Raw genomic sequence first — 16,619 nt, forward strand, 5'->3', positions numbered from 1 at the left:
TATGGTAGAGCATTATCAGAGCCGAAAAAACTGAAAATCACCGTCTTTACAAGCTTGTTAACCAGATTACTGCGCCATGATTAATGGAGAGGAGTGAGGTGATGTGGCGGCGGCATTTTTAATCAGTCCGGCAATTTTATTCTGTATGCTTTCTTCCAGACCAGGGTAAAGCGGCAAACAGATGACTTTTTCCGCGAGCTGGTGCGCAACAGGCAGATTTTCCTTGCTGGCACTTTCAGCAAATTTGTACATAAAGAAACTGCTGATTAAAGGATAAAAATAGCGTCGCGCCATGATGTGATTGTCTTTCAGCAATTCGTACAGCTCGTCACGCGTGAGAGCAAAATCTTCATTAACCATGATCGGGTAGTACGCATAATTCCAGGTCACATCCTCAGGGATCGACATCAGTGAAATCCCCGGAATATCCGCAAGCAGCATATTGTAATGGCGATAGAGTCTGCCACGATCATCAAGAGCTTTATCAATATGTTGCAACTGAAGGAGCCCGTACGCGGCTTGTAATTCATTCATCTTGCCGTTGATACCCGCCGCGACAACGGTAGTCTCATTAACGAAACCAAAATTTTTCAGATAATCGATGCGCTGCTTCATTTTGGCGTCGTGACAGATAATGGCACCGCCCTCAATCGTATTGAACACTTTGGTGGCGTGAAAACTCAAAATAGACAGGTCGCCCTGACGCAGGACGCTGACGCCATTTTGTTTAACACCAAAAGCGTGGGCTGCATCGTAGATGACCTTCAGCCCGTACGCATCCGCCAGCTCTTCGATTTTGCGGGTGTTACAGGGGATACCATAACAATGGACGGGCAAGATTGCCGTTGTAGCCGGAGTAATCGCCTGCTCAAGCTTGTCTGCATCAAGGTTGAACGTCTCAGGATCGGTATCGACAAAGACCGGTGTAAGGCCATTCCAGAGCAGAGAATGTGCCGTAGCGACAAAAGAATAAGGCGTCGTGATCACCTCACCGGTGATCCCCAGCACCTGAAAAGCGGTCAGTAAGGCCAGCGTACCATTTGAAAACAAACACAAATGTTCCACACCCAGATACTCAGCCAGTTCTTTTTCCAGCTGTTGATGATACGGGCCAGCGTTTGTCAGGTGCTGACTTTCCCAGATATTTTCCAGATAAGGAATGAACTCCTCAAGCGGAGGTAATAAAGGACGAGTAACAAATATGTTTTTTTCCATGACGGCTATGATCCTGAAAAGGTTAGAACAAGCGATATTCTGATAATAAGTCCCGAACCGTTTCTACAGAGCAGTTCATCAGCACATCAATAATAGAAAGATTAGGATGAAACTCCTCACAACCTTGCGGATAGCGGATGTCATTCATTTTTATAAACTTCAAATCCAGCTTTGATTTTAAAAACTGCCCGCGGTCATATAAATCAACACCACCTGCACTGTTAATATAAATTTCTGCGCCAAGCGCATGGCATATGGCGATAACTTTCACGCTGGCACTGCCCGTCTGAGCATAATTAATCTGGCTGGAAAGAGTGACGGCCTTTTCCATACCCAGATAATCAAAGATACAGCGCATCATTTTCTGGCACATCAGGGCAATACTTCGCTGTTCAGACTGCAACACCTGCTCAATAAGGGGAAAAACGGCGCCAAAAAAAGGCCTGTTCTGATAGGCCTGCCGTATTTGTTTGATGACTTTCCCCACGTCCTGACTGAACTCAAGTTCCTTTATAGGTTTGAATGAGGACGCTCCGGGGACAGGAATAACAAAACGCTGAATCTGACCGGCACTGAGAATACAATTCCTGTTTATATACCCCTGCCTGATATAGTTAACATTGTCATACAGCACAAAAATATCGCCTGAAGCAGCCAGCTGGAAATAGCCTAAATAAGGAAAAATGTAAGGCTGCATGATAGCAACGCGTTTTAATTCACTCATCAGTAAGACTTTCAGGAACAAAATAAAATACGGTCTCTAAAAGCCCCTCGGAATAATGGCGTAAATAAATTTTATAGTCCGGATTGTAGCTGAGAACCCGCTGAGGAATTGTCCACAGATCATCAGGCTTATGGTAACAACAAATAGCCAGCAGGGGCTTTTGAGTTTTAATAATATTCTGCGCACCGGCTAATGCAGGCAATTCGTAGCCCTCAATATCCATTTTTAAGCAGCTGACATCTCCTTTAAGCAATCCATCCAGCGTAACAACCTCAATGGTGACGTCGCCTGAATCACAAATCTTCGATGCACTGCCGGATCGTGAAAACCGCAGTGTTTCTGACTGGTCCGAAACACCAAAAGGATAGACCCTGACACCGGGGAGAGAACTCAGCGTTTGCGCGACCCGCTGGCACTGGCTGATGTCGGGTTCAAAAACCTGAATACTTTTATAATCCGGAAACCGTCTCGCAAATTCCAGGCTGGTTGCGCCATCAAAACCGCCACAATCGACGAAGTGACGGGCATAATCTTTGACAAACGGCAGATCAAAATACTGCTCATTCGTCCGGCAGGTAAAACCTTCAAGTGCCGCTAAGCGGTTTGTCAGCCTGAAATTAATAATTTTGTCGAACGTTTCTGCTGAGAGGGCATCCGCCAGCTGATGACGTACGTTTTCATAGCGGCTTTTATTCTGGTGGTAATCATCGACAAAAGCCTGACCATGGTAAAAAGCGACAGGGTTTAAAAAAGTCGTGAAATACCGATAGAAGGAAAAGAAATCTAAACAGTCACAATGTTTATGTTCCATTATCTTCTGGGCAGTCAGGGGACGACCATCTGCAATACCGGACACCACCATGGCATCCGCCGGCACTTCTGACCATGAAACGACAGGCAGACCGTCAACCGACGTGGCATCAGTAAACTCATCGATAAATCCGGTTACCGCAAATTTTTTGGCGATATCTTTTGAATGAGTCGTCACCCCAAAAACAAACCGTGGACGGGTGGTTTTCGCAAACTCCTCGCAAAATATAACAGCATCTTTATAAATCATAATAATTTCCGTATCCGGTTAACGTAGCAAAAACTCAACAGCATCCACATCCATCACTGCGACATTTTTCAGCTTCGCGACATCCTGACGTTCAATAAAATAGTTATCGATAAAAAGACTCTTCTCAGGAATATAAAATGACTTCTTATCTGTACTTTCCGTTAAATGAATAACCTGATCGAATAAAGACTCAGCAATGACAGACTGACGCAGGGTATCAACAGGATCGCTGATATGCCGGGTAATCAGGTGAAGTGATTTTCCCTGTGCTTTGCATTGATAAAGTAATGCCATCACAGCCGGAACCGCATGACCGTTAATGATTAGCGTATCGTCGAGATCAATAAAAACATGTTCAACAGGAATATCGATACGGCTGACGGTTTTAACGGATCTGTCAACCAGAGTGATATGTTCACTGGCGAGCGGCGTTATACTGCGCTCAAGAAAATCATGCAGCGTCATCAGAGGTAAATTAATTCCACGCGCGCGCTGGAAAACCATTGTGCCTGCAATACGGCAAGATATTTCCAGCAACTTCCATTTGCCATATTTATCTTTTTTTAACTGAACAAACCATGGACCACGGAACACCAGGCGGGAATTTATCGTGGTAATGATGTCCATGATTTCATCATCCGGGTTCTGTTTTTGCGAACGCATACTGATACCGGCACGTACACGTTCCCGGCTGCGCGGCCCTGCCCAGATGAGTTGCCTTTTTCGATCAGTGAAACAATCGACCGTGATTTCTTCACCGGGCAGAAACTCCACCACCAGTGGCTGAGGAACGTTTTTAATGGCCTGAAGTAACTGAGCAGCATCGTCTACCCTCTGAACATCCTTTCCCCCCTGCCCGCAATCCGGTTTAATCAGCACCGGCCATTCTGCAACGGGATATTCCGGGTGATAACAGGCGGGCACCCAGCGACAATCCTGGAAAAGCGCATAGGTTTCACTTTTATAGCGGGTAATTTGTGCAGTGGTGGCATTGCCATTCACCAGATAAAAACCCTGCCGCTGCGCCAGTAGCGCAAGTTTTACGGCCACACTGTCATGGGTAGCAAAAACAATATCCGTCTGGCACTCTTCTAACAGGGCCAGAAAAGCATCGTCAAAACTTTCGTCATCAATCAGCGGCAAATCGCCCCGGTAATTTTCGAACCTGAATTCACCATGATCGCTGACGCCTGACGCCCCCACTAACTGATTAACATGCACGGAATACCGGAGTGCCTGATATATTTCACCCGCATTCTCCGAGCCGCAGGGGAATACTAAAACGTTTAATTTTTTCATTTAATTTTTTTAATTTAAACACCCGCAGACGGGTTAAGAAAATCAGCGACTTTCTCAACAATGAATTCCATTTCCGCAATGCCATATCTTTGATCGACAGGTAAAGGGATCAGATGATGAATAAAGTCGCTCTCAATGCCTGATGGCATCACTCTGCGGGCTGCATCATGCCAGTACGAAGGCGTGTAAATACGTTCATTAGTTAAGAACTGACGCAGGCCGGATGTTCTGTTCAAAAAGGGATAACAAAGAGCCCCGTTGGCAGCAGCTTTATCAAAGGCAGCCTCGTTAAAGCGTCCGAGGTGCTGATGCAGGAACTGAAAATTTTCGTTCCTCGCCTTTCGGCATTGCTGATAATCAATCGTTTTTAACAGTGTTTCCGTCAGCTGAGACATGGCAGACGGCGCCTGTGTAAACGTCTCTTCTGCCTGCTGATAGGCCGCAAAACCAGACTCCGCGTTCTCTGCCAGTCGCCGCAACAAATGCGCCGAGCGGTTCAGGGAAACCAGCGGGTCAGTTTGCGGCACATCCACAGGTAATGACGTTGCCAGCAGGCCACCGTCAGGAACACCGAAGAATTTTCTCGGTGAATACAGCGTTGCCAGACAATCGCCGGGCGGGGAATAAAAGGCCTGGGAATGATCAAGGATGAGATGACGGGGATTAAACCGGGCGAGCATTTTTTGCTCCTGAACATCACATAACCCGAAATAGTTGACCCACAATACCCATTCATTCTCCGCTGGCACCACCTCTGAGTCCGGCATCAACTGGCTATCCAGCGAATAATATTTCACCGGGATCTGCAATGTTTCCAGGGGTGAAAGCATCGCATCACAGATATAGCGCGGCACCCACACTGCATCGGGTTTGCCTGACACCAGCAATGCGTAAAAAGCACCACGGGCAGACGAAAATAACGCTAAATTCGGATAAAAATGCGCCTGCAAGCGGGGAAGCTCAAGGGGGAAATATCCCCCGATAGCATCTGAGAATTTAGTCATCGGCAAGGACTATGGCTTGTGCGGGCAACCCTTGCTGGTGCAAGCTCCAGGCCTGTTCGAGGACTTTTTCAAAATAGAATGCGCGATGGCTGACTCTTTTTTCTCTTTCCAAAATACGGTCACGAAGAGACAAGCGCACACTGTTCAGATGCTCAAACTGTTCATTGAACGCGACAGCTTTCGCCACGTACTCATCGGTTGAACTCGCGACAAACTCATCAAGCCCCAGGAATTTCATTGCTGCGCCGGCCTGACGTGACACGACACTGTCGCCTGCCAGTGTCAGCGACGGGACGCCCATCCAGCTGGCATGGTTGGTGGTTGTACCGCCGGTATATGGGAAGGTATCGAGGATAATATCCACGTCATTATGCATTTGCAGATAAGGCCCAAATCCGCACTTCAGACGGGCAATAATTTGCTCCCTGCGGACTCCACGGCTTTCAAACTCCAGCATGTATTTTTCAATCATTTCCTCATCGCTCATTGACGCGAAAAGTAATCTGGCATCAGGAAGCTGAGTTAATATTTCTGCCCATGTATCGAGCACAGCGGCGGTAATTTTTTGCGGACGGTTAAACGTGGCAAACGTGATATACCCATTTTTGAGCGCAGGAAGAGCATTAACATCTATATTGTAATCAGCAGGTTCGAATTGCTTAGCCGCAGGTAAATAAGCCAGTTTCTCGGTAAAGTGACTGTCTAATACCCCCGGCCCGGCAAAATTGCTGTCAATAAGATAGTAATCCATCTCTTTTACGCCGGTAGTCCCCGGATATCCTATCCACGACATCTGAACCGGCGCCGGTTTCAGACCAAAAACAGGTAAGCGGTTGAATGCCGTATGGCCCGATAAGTCGATCAGGATATCAATCCCATCCGCTGCAATTTTCTCTGCCAGCTCAATATGACTCAGACTTTTAACGTCATTCCATTCTGAAGATAATGCCGCATAAAGCTGTGTATGGCGGTCATTAGACGGAGAAACATTGTAGCCAATGACGTCAAAGCGGGTTTTATCGATTGAACTGAGCACAGGATAGATGAAGTTACTCACCGGATGGTCCCTGAAGTCACCCGATACAAAACCAACCCGCAGGCGGGGATTGTCATTCACTAAAACCGGGCGTTCAACCGTCTTATTTTTCGCCCACGCGCTCAGCTTTTGACCGTACTTCTGATGCTCGGCAAGGATTTCTTCTGGCGAACATTGATGATCGTGAAGAATGACAAAAAGCATGTTGCTGTAATTGGCAAAATATCCGAGTGAAGACTCAGACAATCTCACACCTTTTTCCAGATATTCTCTGGCTTCACGCATCTGATTACGTTCGCTCAGCACATTGCCTAATTTGAGCAGGTATGTTGCGTTATTACTGTTCATGTCTGCGGCTTTACGTGCGCAGTATTCATATTTCAGGCTGTTACGCAGATCGTTATAAACTTTACCCAGTAAATCCCACGCTTCAGCATTTTTCGGGTAATTTCTCAGCAAATGCTGTGCAACCTTTTTAGGATAATGACGATCATTGAGTTTTGAGAGACACAATACAATACCGCTGTAAAATTCAAACACCCCCGAATTGATCGACAACCCTTTGGTAAGGCATCTTAATGCCTCATCGACATTATTGGCCTGATGATAAATAGAGGATATATCGCTTAACAACGTAACACTGTCCGGGTATCTGGCTCTCAGTTCTTCCATGATTTCAAAAGATTCCTGAACATGCCCGGATAAATACAAGCCTTTCACTTTACTCAGTGCTTTCTGGTCTACATCATTTTCTGTTTTTTTACTGAGGCTTTTATGACCGGCATGTTCCTGACGGAATCCCCCTTCCTTTGTGCTTGCGGAAAACAGCATTAAGCTTGAAATCCGACGTCGGGCGATATCCACATCTTGCAATGCCATGACCTGCTGATATAAGCGCAACCAGGCAATGTCTGAACCGGTTAGCAACCCTTTGCTCACCAGATCCATCGCCAGCATATAACTTTCCTCATCTGAAAGACGTAAACCAGACTGAACAAACCCGGCTTCACTTTTCTTCAGAACAGCCTTCTCCCCCCACAGATTCTCTGATTCGATGTATCCGCACTCGGGCCAGATAATGTTGTCAGTCGGATAAATCAGCTTCAGATTGCCAAAGCGTGAGAGGTTATAAGGTGAAGGCGTTAAAGACGCATAAATACCTGAAACGTTTTCAATATATAATGCCTGCAGTGTTTTAATCACATTGCCGGCATGCTGTTCAGGTTCTTCTGGCAAATACGTATTCTTTATAATCTGCTGCGTACTGACACTCAGCGGCCAGCTGTTTCCCATTACATCAAGTATCCGCCCCAGCAAATCATTATCTGAAGTCAGGGATTCTCCCTGGCGATTATAGAAAGTTATTGCATCCGCTTGTCTTTGATAATTTCCCGCCCAGTGTAAATTTTCAATTTCGCTGAATTGCATCTGTTCATGAATCACTGATTGATTATTTCTTGAAATCAATAGACTAAAGCGAACCTGCCGGTCGACGGCAAAGTCCAGATATTGCTGCGCGGTGATTTTATCGAGTCGTTCTGTGGCCGTTGTGTGTACAGTGGCGACTTCTTTCCCGTAGTGCTGCGCTATTTCATACTGAGGCGTGATATCTCCGACGTAAGCAATATTTGATTTTATAATGTCGTTATTAAAATTAATCAGATAGCGTGCATCGTTTTTACTGTAAATATAACGTACAGCCAGCTCTGCATCCGGCAATGATAATGCTTCAGTGATACGCTCTTTCAGGGCACCGTCTGAATGCGCAATATTCATAAATCCCAGCATCGCTCTTGCTGAGGAGATTTTCTCTTCATCGCTGACTGAATTTTGGGTGTGCAGTGCAATGGCCTCACGCAATGTATCAGTGACCTGTGCGCCCGGTAACGTATTCCACTTAACTGCGATAATTCCCTGTTCTGTTAAATGTTGCTCACAGAAACTCAGCAATGAATAACGGGTATCCTCATCCAGCAGGCTGAAGAGTTGCTGAATAATAATGTAATCGAACTTACCCGGATCAATGGAAAACAAATCCTGTAAACCCAGGCAATATAAATGGGTATTTTCAATTCCAAAGGCGGAAACCTTCTGTTGTCCTTCTCTGACAGAATCAGGGTCAACATCTATTCCTGCTGACGAACTTAAAGGATTCGCAACGGCAAAGCGAATGAGATCCTCGCCCTCGCCACAACCGATCTCGAGAACGTTCGCCGTTTTCGGATCAGCGCCTTTTACGCCATACATTGCCGCTGAGGTATAAATACCGGCAGGAGAAAAGTGATGAGATGAATACAAATCTTTCAAAATATAAATCCTGTTATCTCAAATTTGTTTTAGTTATCTGTAAGCAAAGCTACCGCACGACTCGCGCAATGCAGCCTTATTTTTTACACAGTAATAATATGGGGGTATTTTATCATCAGAACCCAAGAGTCCATTGTTTGAAAAGATGACAACTTAACGACCAAATAGAGTTATCAGGTAAAAAAAACGGAAGAGACATATCTGCCTCTTCCGGTAATAACGTGAGTCATCAAATTAATTAAAATTCGGTCCAGGCACCTTCCGTTGTGCTGACGTCTTTTTTAAATACAGGTTCTTTCACCTGAGTGTTTTTCTTAATCCGGCCCGTCTTACGGACAGGTTCTCCGTGGGCAGACTCCTCCATCACTGGCTGTGTTGCATTATCGGCTTTTTCCACACGGAAGAAGGAGACGATATCAAACAGGTGCCGGGCATTATTATTTAGGTTTTGAGTGATTACGGATGATTCTTCCACCATTGCCGCATTCTGCTGAGTGGCTAAATCCATTTCATTCACTGCCATCGCTATCTGGGAAACACCTGTACTTTGTTCTTCAGAAGCCTGGGTTATTTCCTGCATGATATTGCTGACGTGGGTGACGGACGTGACAATCTCATGCATCGTTTTACCTGCATCTTCTATCAGGCGCGCACCGTCATCGACGTTTTTAACAGACTCATTGATCAGCAGGTTAATTTCTTTTGCCGCATCGGCACTGCGGGCTGCAAGATTGCGAACTTCACTGGCGACAACGGAGAAACCGCGGCCCTGCTCACCGGCACGCGCAGCTTCAACCGCGGCATTCAGTGCCAGAATATTCGTCTGATTGGCAATGCCATCAATCACGCCATTGATTTCAGAAATTTTGCGGGCACTTTTGGAAATTTTATCCATTGTGGAAACCACATTGGCCATCACCGAAGATCCGTTATCCGCAGTGGTACGTGCCTGCTGAGACAGCAGGTTTGCCTGACGTGCATTTTCAGCATTGTTAGACACGGTGGTTTTAATTTCTTCCATGCTCGCGGCGGTCTGTTGCAGTGCGCTGGCTTGTTCTTCAGTTCGGGAAGCCAGATCGTGGTTACCGGTATCGATTTCCGAAGCATCGGTTCTGATGTTACCCGATGTAAGACGGACGGAAGTAATAATCCCGCTCAGTGATCCTTTCATGTTCTGCAGCGATTCCAGCATCACACCAATTTCGTTGCGAGCCCCTGTTTCAAACTCATGGAACAACTCGCCGGAGCTGATTTTATCCAGCATGGATGACGCTGTTTGCAGACGATTGAACACAAATCGTTTGATAAGAATAAATGACAGACATGAGATACAGACAGTCAATGCCAGAAGAATTCCTGAGGTGATCAGGAATGCAAGACGGTCTGCAGAAAACTTGTCAGTAATATTGCTCTCAACCTTCACGCTATAATCTGCGTATTCCTGTACTGCGTCATCCAGCGCATTTTCCAGCTTGCCGTTATCGAAGCCGGTATTGTTGTAAGCTTCGAGAGAACGCATATTATTGGTGTAGTTTTCAATTAATGCGTTAAATTTATTATAAACATTGTTCGAAAAAACTTTGCCCTCTTCACTGTTTTCAGCAGCGCGCTGAAAATTACTGGCATGACGCTGTGCATTTTTAATTCCTTCAGAAATTACTGCTGCTTTTTCTGCCAGTACCTCATGAGAAGCCGTCGGGTCATTGTACACATAGTTAATATCCCCGCGAACAGAGCCAAGAAATGCACTCATGCGGCGTAACTCTCTAAGATTTTGAGACAGCGTTTTCATTTCATTGAAAGAATCACTGGCTTGTGACATGGATTTAAATGAAAAAACCGAGGTGATCACCAGGATAAAGCAAAGCAGGAATAAAATAGTCTTGATCAGGGTCGATATTTTGAAGGATGCCATTAAAGCCTCTGCAATAATCTACTATATAAAAAATTCAGGTCAACAGAAGGATTATTTTTGTCAGTTGCTCAAAAATATCTTCCATCATATTTTCAAAAAACGGCGCAAGGGTGTACATGATCATCGACATCGCTATCATGCCAATACTCAGCGTCAGCGGAAAACCGACGACAAAGATGGAAAGCTGAGGCGTCAGGCGGTTAAGCAGTCCCAGCGTCAAATTCAGTGTCAGAAGCAGAGTGATAATGGGTAGCCCCAGCATCAGCCCGCATTTAAAGACCATTCCGGCGGTGTAAGTAATCGCTAACAAACCATCTGCGTTGATCGGCGTTGCACTGACTGGCAGTAATATAAAACTGTCCGCCAGGGTATTAAGCATCCATAAATGACCATTAAAAGTCAGAAACAGCAACGTCACGAGCAAATTCAGGATGCGGGAAATCACCGGCATATTTCCCCCCGCTGCCGGGTCAAAAAATGTGGCAAAGGATAATCCCATTTGCAGACCGATAATCTCCCCGGCATTACGCACGGCCACGAAAATAAACTGCACCGTCAGCCCGATGGCTGCACCGATAATGAACTGTTGCGCGCCTACCCATAATCCGGCGAAAGAAAAAATTTCAATGTGCGTGTTGGGCTGATGTTGTCCTATCAGTAATGAAATCACGATCGCCAACCCTATCTTGGCTTTCTTCCCGATGCCCTGCTCATTAAAAATTGGCGCGGTCGTGAATAAAGCCAGCACCCGCAGCATTGGCCAGAAATACTGGTTCATGACGGCATATAAGCTGGCAACGGACAACGTAAGCATAACTATCCGATGACGTACGGCAAATTAGTAAAGAGCGTGCGCATATAATCCAGAAACAGATTTAGCATCCACGGCCCCATCAGAATACCGACAGTCACGATCATCAGTATTTTTGGAATAAATGATAATGTCATTTCATTAATTTGCGTGGATGCCTGAAATATGCTGACCAGCAATCCGGTGAACAATGCGGCAAATAACAAAGGTGCCGCAATCATTAACCCGACTTTCATGGCCTGAAACCCCATCGCCATTACACTTTCCGGTGTCATTTTTCGTCCTGTTTAACGGTTAACTTTTTAACTTTTCACGGCTTAACTAAAGAAACTTTGTGCCAGTGAGCCCATCAGTAATTGCCAGCCATCCACCAGAACAAACAGCATCAGTTTGAAAGGCAGCGAAATGGTCGCAGGGGGAACCATCATCATGCCCAGCGCCATCAGTACGCTGGCGACCACCAGATCGATAATCAGGAAAGGTATGAAAACGGTGAAGCCAATCTGGAAACCGGTTTTCAATTCACTGGTCACGAAGGCGGGCAGTAAAATGCGCAGAGGCACTTCTTCCTTACTTTGGAAGTTTTCTTCTTTAGCCATGCGCGTATACAGCGCCAGATCGGTTTCGCGGGTTTGTTCCAGCATAAATCTGCGCAGTGGCTGAACGCCTCGTTCCAGCGCGGTTTCCATGCTGATTTTATCTTCCGATAAAGGCTGCCAGGCGTCTTTGTAGATCTGATTAAAGACCGGAGACATCACATAAAACGTCAGGAACAGCGCCAGCCCCAGCAAGACCTGATTGGGCGGCGTAGAGGGCGTACCGAGTGCATTGCGCAATAGCCCTAACACGATGATCACCCGGGTAAAACCGGTCATCATCAGCAGGATTGCGGGCAGGAAAGTGAGTGAGGTCAGCAGAACCAGTGTCTGCACCGGCAGTGACCAGCTTTCCCCATCGGCTGAACGGGTCAGCATCACATCGCCGTTGGCAGCAAAAACATCACGGGCAGGTAACATCAGCCCGACAATCATTAAAAGAAACAGTCCCGAAGGCAGCCACCGGCGGGAATTGTGACGTGAAAATAAACTCATTCCGCCGGCTCCGTTTTACGTTTTTTCAGCAGATTCATCAGCGTGGACTGGAAATCGACAGACGCTGATACAACCTGTGTTGCACCTTCATCCGGTGTCTTATCAAACGTGGCGAGACAACTGATCTGGCCCGGCGTGACGCCAAGCAAGACTCTTTTATCATTCATATCAATGACGACTACACGCTCGCGCTGCCCCAGAGAATGACTGGCCACCACAGAAAGTATCTGGTTGCTTTTAGGGTGATTGCGGGCAAACCCTGTGCGACGTGCAAGCCAGGCGAATACGGCAATGATCATCAGTATCAGCACCAGCGCACCGCCGACGTTCACCAGGATTGAACCGGGCATGGCCGTATCGACAGTCGAAGGAAGGGTCTGAGTGTGGGGCTGCGGGGTAGTCTGCATCATCATTACCTGCTCAGGCGATACATCCGCTCTGAAGGCGTAATAATATCGGTAATGCGTACGCCGAATTTATCGGAAACCACCACTACTTCACCCTGAGCAATCAGATAACCATTAATCAGAATATCCAGGGGTTCACCCGCCAGACCTTCCAGAGAAACAACCGATCCCTGGCTCAGACGTAATAATTCCTTGATCGTCATTTTTGTCCGGCCTAATTCCACCGTCATTTTGACCGGAATATCGAGGATCAGATTGAGATCCTCTGAAAAATTTGTCACCTGTGCCTCTTTTGTGGAGGAGTTATCCGCGGCTTGTTGTTCACTCATCGCATCACCCCAAAGATCATCGATGGATTCTTTGTCAGAACCGCCCGAAGTTGTAGTGTCAGTCATTGGGGAATTACTCCTTTTTTAAAGATAATAAAGCGGGATTCATCATTTGCTCTACTTTCAGAGCATATTGGTTATTGACACAACCATATTTTCCCGAGAATACAGGAACGCCATCAACACGAGCTTCAATGCTCTCTTTTTTATCAATGGGAATAATATCCCCTTTCTGCATATTCATAACTTGCGAAAGGCGGGTGGAAATGTCGGAGAAATTCGCCACCAGCTCAAGTTCAGTGTCTCTGACCTGAGAAGCAAGCGTACTCCGCCATTGCCGGTCTTCCTGTTTGGAATTTTCCATTGGCGGATTCGTCAGTAATTCGCGCAAAGGCTCGATAATGCTAAACGGAATACAAATATCAAATTCGCCCCGGTGCGGGCCAATTTCGACATAAAAAGGCGTGGTCACCACAATATCGTTAGGTGACGACGTAATATTGGTGAATTTCACCTGTATTTCTGCGCGGACATATTCCGTTTTCAGTTTAAAGATGGAACTCCAGGCAAAATCGTACGCCTCCAGCGCCATCGTCAGCATCCGGTTTATCACGCGCTGTTCGGTCGGTGTGAATTCACGGCCGTCCGCTTTGGTAGGAAAACGTCCGTCTCCGCCAAATAAATTATCCACCGCCATGAACACCAGATTGGGCGAGAAGACAAATAACGCCGTCCCGCGCAACGGATTCATATGCACCAGATTAAGGTTGGTCGGCACCGGAAGATTACGGGCAAACTCATGATACGGTTGAATTTTAATGCTTCCGGCAGTGATATCCGGGCTTCGACGCAGAAGATTAAACAGTCCCATACGAAACTGTCGTGCAAAACGTTCGTTAATGATCTCAAGTGAATGCAACCGTTCACGAACGACGCGACGCTGAGTATTCGGATCATAGGGTTTGATCCCGTCATCCTGCACTGCATTGTTAGCAGTGGTCTCGCTTTCTGCGTTGCTGCCGCCATTTAAAAGGCGGTCAATTTCAGCCTGAGATAATATACTGTCAGACATAGAAATTACCGTAAGATGAATGCGTTAAATAATACATCAGTCACTACCGCACTGTGATTCGGTGCGAGAGGTTTGCTGACGGTCTCTTTTATTTTCTCTGTTAATCCGGTCTTACCTTCATCAGAAGAGATATCTGTTGCCGTCTGATGTGCTAAAAGAATTAATAAACGACTCCGGACTTCCGGCATATATTCTTCCAGCAAGGACTTCGATTCCGCGTCTTTTACCCTCAGCGTGAGACCAATATACAGCACGCGGTCTGAATCATTCGCTTCCGGTTTCAGACTGACGGTGAAGGTGTCCATCTGCACATATACCGGCACCGCTGGCGCCGCATTTTTTACCTTCGCCGGAGCATCACCCTTTGCTCCGGCTTTCATATTCTTCATTTCGTAAAATGTATAGCCCGCAAAAGCACATGCTCCCACAGCAATAAGCATCATTAATAACATAGCCAGGGAACTTTTTTTCCCACCCCCGCTGGCCTTCTGGTTCTTCTTGGACATTATCTGGAAAACCCTGTTGTAAAAATAAGCCGGCGAACAGGCCGTAATAGATGCTCTGATAAGCCGTGCATTCTATTACAGTCGGACACCAGAACAATTCACGAAAGAAATGAAATTAGTGTTGCCAATTCGCTCTATAAATTTTTATGTCAAACAAATGTATTAATACCGTTGGAATAATGGAGAGTTTTGTTACTTATTTCCGGCTTGTCATCGGCCAGATGCGCATTCTCCTGTCCGTCATCTTCTGTGGTTCCCCGGCCGGATGATCCGTCGGACTGCGCGGAAGCACTCCACGACGAAGAAGAAGAGTCAGCGCCGACACTGCTTTGTCCCAGATTGATCCCCGACTCCGCCAGTGATGTACGCAAATGCGGCATCGCCGCTTCCAGTGCAGCACGCACCTGATGGTTCTCGGTGACAAAATGCAGCTGCGCCTGATCGTTATTCAACCGCAGGCTGATTTGCAGCGCGCCTAACTCTTCGGGATGAAGGCGTAACTCCGCATTGTGAATGCCGTTACGTGAAAAATAAGCCAGCTGCTGCCCTACGGCCTGTTGCCACGCCGGGGTGCCCAGCGCCTGATTAATCACCGCCGGAGACGTCGTGACGCCTGTTGCCGGAGCAACCGTCAGCTCGCTGACTGGCGTAACATGCGGTCGCAGGCCGGTTTCCGGTGTCGGCAATGCGGAGCTTTCCTGTCTCACCGGCAGTGCCGGATTCAGTTCAAATCTGGCCGGTGCGGAGGCTGGCTCTTTTGGCGCGGCGTCGGTTTTCGTCATCACAGACAGAAAATCCTTATGCTGATCGGCGCTGGTCTTATCGGTTCCCTGCTTGCCTTCCAGCGAAGCCTGTGCGGCCAGTGCAGCCTGTGAGACGGCTTTCGGCTTCATGCTTTCCGGCATCATAAACGCACTGCCCGGACGTTCCTGGCTAAGTGCAGCCTGGACTTCAGCTACCGGATCCGCCTGAGCTGGCATCACCGGAGCGTCAGTCGTGGGTGCCGGTTGCACAGGCACGGCAGCATTCTGCGTAACGATTTGCTGCAAAGCCAAAAGTTGCGGATCAACAAAAGGCGTCTCAGGCGTCTGCACTTCGGGTGCCGGTTGCGGCATATCCGTGATCAGATCCACCGGTGGTAACTCAGCGGGCAGTACGGGTACGGGAACAGGCACCGGCAGCGGTTCAGCTTCTGCACGGGTATTATCGGGCTGTGGCGTATCAGGTTGCGTCGTCTTCGTATCCTTCGCGGGCAAGGCCGGTTTGGTCGGATAGGCTTTTTCGAGAGAGGTCGCGAAATTCGCCTCACCGGTTTCAGGCGTGGTGCCTTTTTCCGGCATTTTAGTTGGGGTTACACCGCTGACGACAGAGCTGGCCTGGACAATCATAAAAGTTCTCTTCCCATGCAGGCACGCTGCGCAAATTCATCCATGAGCTTTTGCTCCTGTCGGTTTTCTTTCAGCATCCGTACGTCGTCTGCCCGGCTTTTAAGGGTTTCAAACGCATTGAGACGCTGCTTATCGTGGCGCCAGGTCAGCAGTGTTTCATTGACCGTGTTCTGGCATTTCTGCACCTGATTCGCCTGCTGCTTAACGACATTTCCCAGCGAATCAATGAAAGACTGGCGGTTGAGCAAATCAGCCACCGGGATCCCTTTACCGGACACCGTCGCCCGAAGCTGTTGCTGATATTCCAGTTCGAAACTTTCCAGCTGACCGAGTTGTGTCGCCGCCAGCGTATAAGCCTGCTGAACTTTGCCCAGCTCAGCGGTGGTATCTGTCAGTGTTTGCTCTGCAAGTTCACGCAGAAAATCCATCGGATTGGTGATAGCCATAATTAATTA

The 16,619-nt window shown here is 47.3% G+C and carries 16 protein-coding genes; all 16 read right to left on the reverse strand.

What is annotated here, in order from left to right; genetic code table 11:
* Positions 1-66: 66 nt before the first annotated feature.
* Positions 67-1,215: a DegT/DnrJ/EryC1/StrS family aminotransferase gene (locus tag CKQ54_RS21530; protein ID WP_120163539.1), complete on the reverse strand. Its 1,149-nt coding sequence runs from the start codon at positions 1,213-1,215 to the stop codon at positions 67-69.
* Positions 1,216-1,237: 22 nt separating this feature from the next.
* Entirely contained in the window at positions 1,238-1,939 is a 702-nt protein-coding gene (locus CKQ54_RS21535) for a WbqC family protein (protein ID WP_208644596.1), read from the reverse strand.
* The gene (locus CKQ54_RS21540) at positions 1,932-2,999 is read right to left on the reverse strand and encodes an FkbM family methyltransferase (protein ID WP_120163538.1); all 1,068 of its coding nucleotides are present in this window, start codon (positions 2,997-2,999) and stop codon (positions 1,932-1,934) included. Before CKQ54_RS21540 ends, CKQ54_RS21535 begins: the two co-directional genes overlap by 8 nt.
* A gap of 18 nt (positions 3,000-3,017) precedes the next feature.
* Positions 3,018-4,298: an ATP-grasp domain-containing protein gene (locus CKQ54_RS21545; protein ID WP_120163537.1), complete on the reverse strand. Its 1,281-nt coding sequence runs from the start codon at positions 4,296-4,298 to the stop codon at positions 3,018-3,020.
* A 14-nt stretch (positions 4,299-4,312) separates the two neighbouring features.
* Positions 4,313-5,302, reverse strand: a complete 990-nt coding sequence (locus CKQ54_RS21550) for a hypothetical protein (protein ID WP_120163536.1) — start codon at positions 5,300-5,302, stop codon at positions 4,313-4,315.
* Positions 5,295-8,645, reverse strand: a complete 3,351-nt coding sequence (locus tag CKQ54_RS21555) for an O-linked N-acetylglucosamine transferase family protein (protein ID WP_120163535.1) — start codon at positions 8,643-8,645, stop codon at positions 5,295-5,297. Before CKQ54_RS21555 ends, CKQ54_RS21550 begins: the two co-directional genes overlap by 8 nt.
* A gap of 238 nt (positions 8,646-8,883) precedes the next feature.
* Positions 8,884-10,560: a methyl-accepting chemotaxis protein gene (locus CKQ54_RS21560; protein ID WP_120163534.1), complete on the reverse strand. Its 1,677-nt coding sequence runs from the start codon at positions 10,558-10,560 to the stop codon at positions 8,884-8,886.
* Positions 10,561-10,594: 34 nt separating this feature from the next.
* Positions 10,595-11,374 (reverse strand): flagellar biosynthetic protein FliR, encoded by a 780-nt coding sequence (gene fliR / locus CKQ54_RS21565; RefSeq protein WP_120163533.1) that lies wholly within the window; start codon positions 11,372-11,374, stop codon positions 10,595-10,597.
* Positions 11,375-11,376: 2 nt separating this feature from the next.
* Entirely contained in the window at positions 11,377-11,646 is a 270-nt protein-coding gene (fliQ, locus tag CKQ54_RS21570) for a flagellar biosynthesis protein FliQ (RefSeq protein WP_112291438.1), read from the reverse strand.
* Between the two features lie 42 nt (positions 11,647-11,688).
* Positions 11,689-12,345 (reverse strand): flagellar type III secretion system pore protein FliP, encoded by a 657-nt coding sequence (fliP, locus tag CKQ54_RS21575; RefSeq protein ID WP_232829978.1) that lies wholly within the window; start codon positions 12,343-12,345, stop codon positions 11,689-11,691.
* Between the two features lie 113 nt (positions 12,346-12,458).
* Positions 12,459-12,869, reverse strand: coding sequence for a flagellar biosynthetic protein FliO (fliO, locus tag CKQ54_RS21580; RefSeq protein WP_167459656.1), 411 nt, complete (start codon positions 12,867-12,869; stop codon positions 12,459-12,461).
* 5 nt (positions 12,870-12,874) lie between these two features.
* Complete coding sequence (gene fliN, locus CKQ54_RS21585) at positions 12,875-13,264, reverse strand: flagellar motor switch protein FliN (RefSeq protein WP_112291435.1); 390 nt, start codon at positions 13,262-13,264, stop codon at positions 12,875-12,877.
* A 7-nt stretch (positions 13,265-13,271) separates the two neighbouring features.
* Positions 13,272-14,270 carry a flagellar motor switch protein FliM gene (gene fliM / locus CKQ54_RS21590; RefSeq protein WP_112291433.1) on the reverse strand — a complete coding sequence of 333 codons (999 nt, stop codon included), beginning with the start codon at positions 14,268-14,270 and terminating at the stop codon, positions 13,272-13,274.
* A gap of 5 nt (positions 14,271-14,275) precedes the next feature.
* Positions 14,276-14,776, reverse strand: coding sequence for a flagellar basal body-associated protein FliL (fliL, locus tag CKQ54_RS21595; protein ID WP_120163531.1), 501 nt, complete (start codon positions 14,774-14,776; stop codon positions 14,276-14,278).
* 149 nt (positions 14,777-14,925) lie between these two features.
* Complete coding sequence (locus tag CKQ54_RS21600; RefSeq protein WP_244220242.1) at positions 14,926-16,164, reverse strand: flagellar hook-length control protein FliK; 1,239 nt, start codon at positions 16,162-16,164, stop codon at positions 14,926-14,928.
* Positions 16,161-16,610: a flagellar export protein FliJ gene (gene fliJ / locus CKQ54_RS21605; RefSeq protein ID WP_112291430.1), complete on the reverse strand. Its 450-nt coding sequence runs from the start codon at positions 16,608-16,610 to the stop codon at positions 16,161-16,163. The genes CKQ54_RS21600 and fliJ overlap by 4 nt, the downstream gene beginning before the upstream one ends.
* Positions 16,611-16,619 lie beyond the last annotated feature (9 nt).

The sequence above is a fragment of the Rahnella variigena genome (assembly GCF_003610915.1).
In the GTDB taxonomy this organism is placed as follows: domain Bacteria; phylum Pseudomonadota; class Gammaproteobacteria; order Enterobacterales; family Enterobacteriaceae; genus Rahnella; species Rahnella variigena.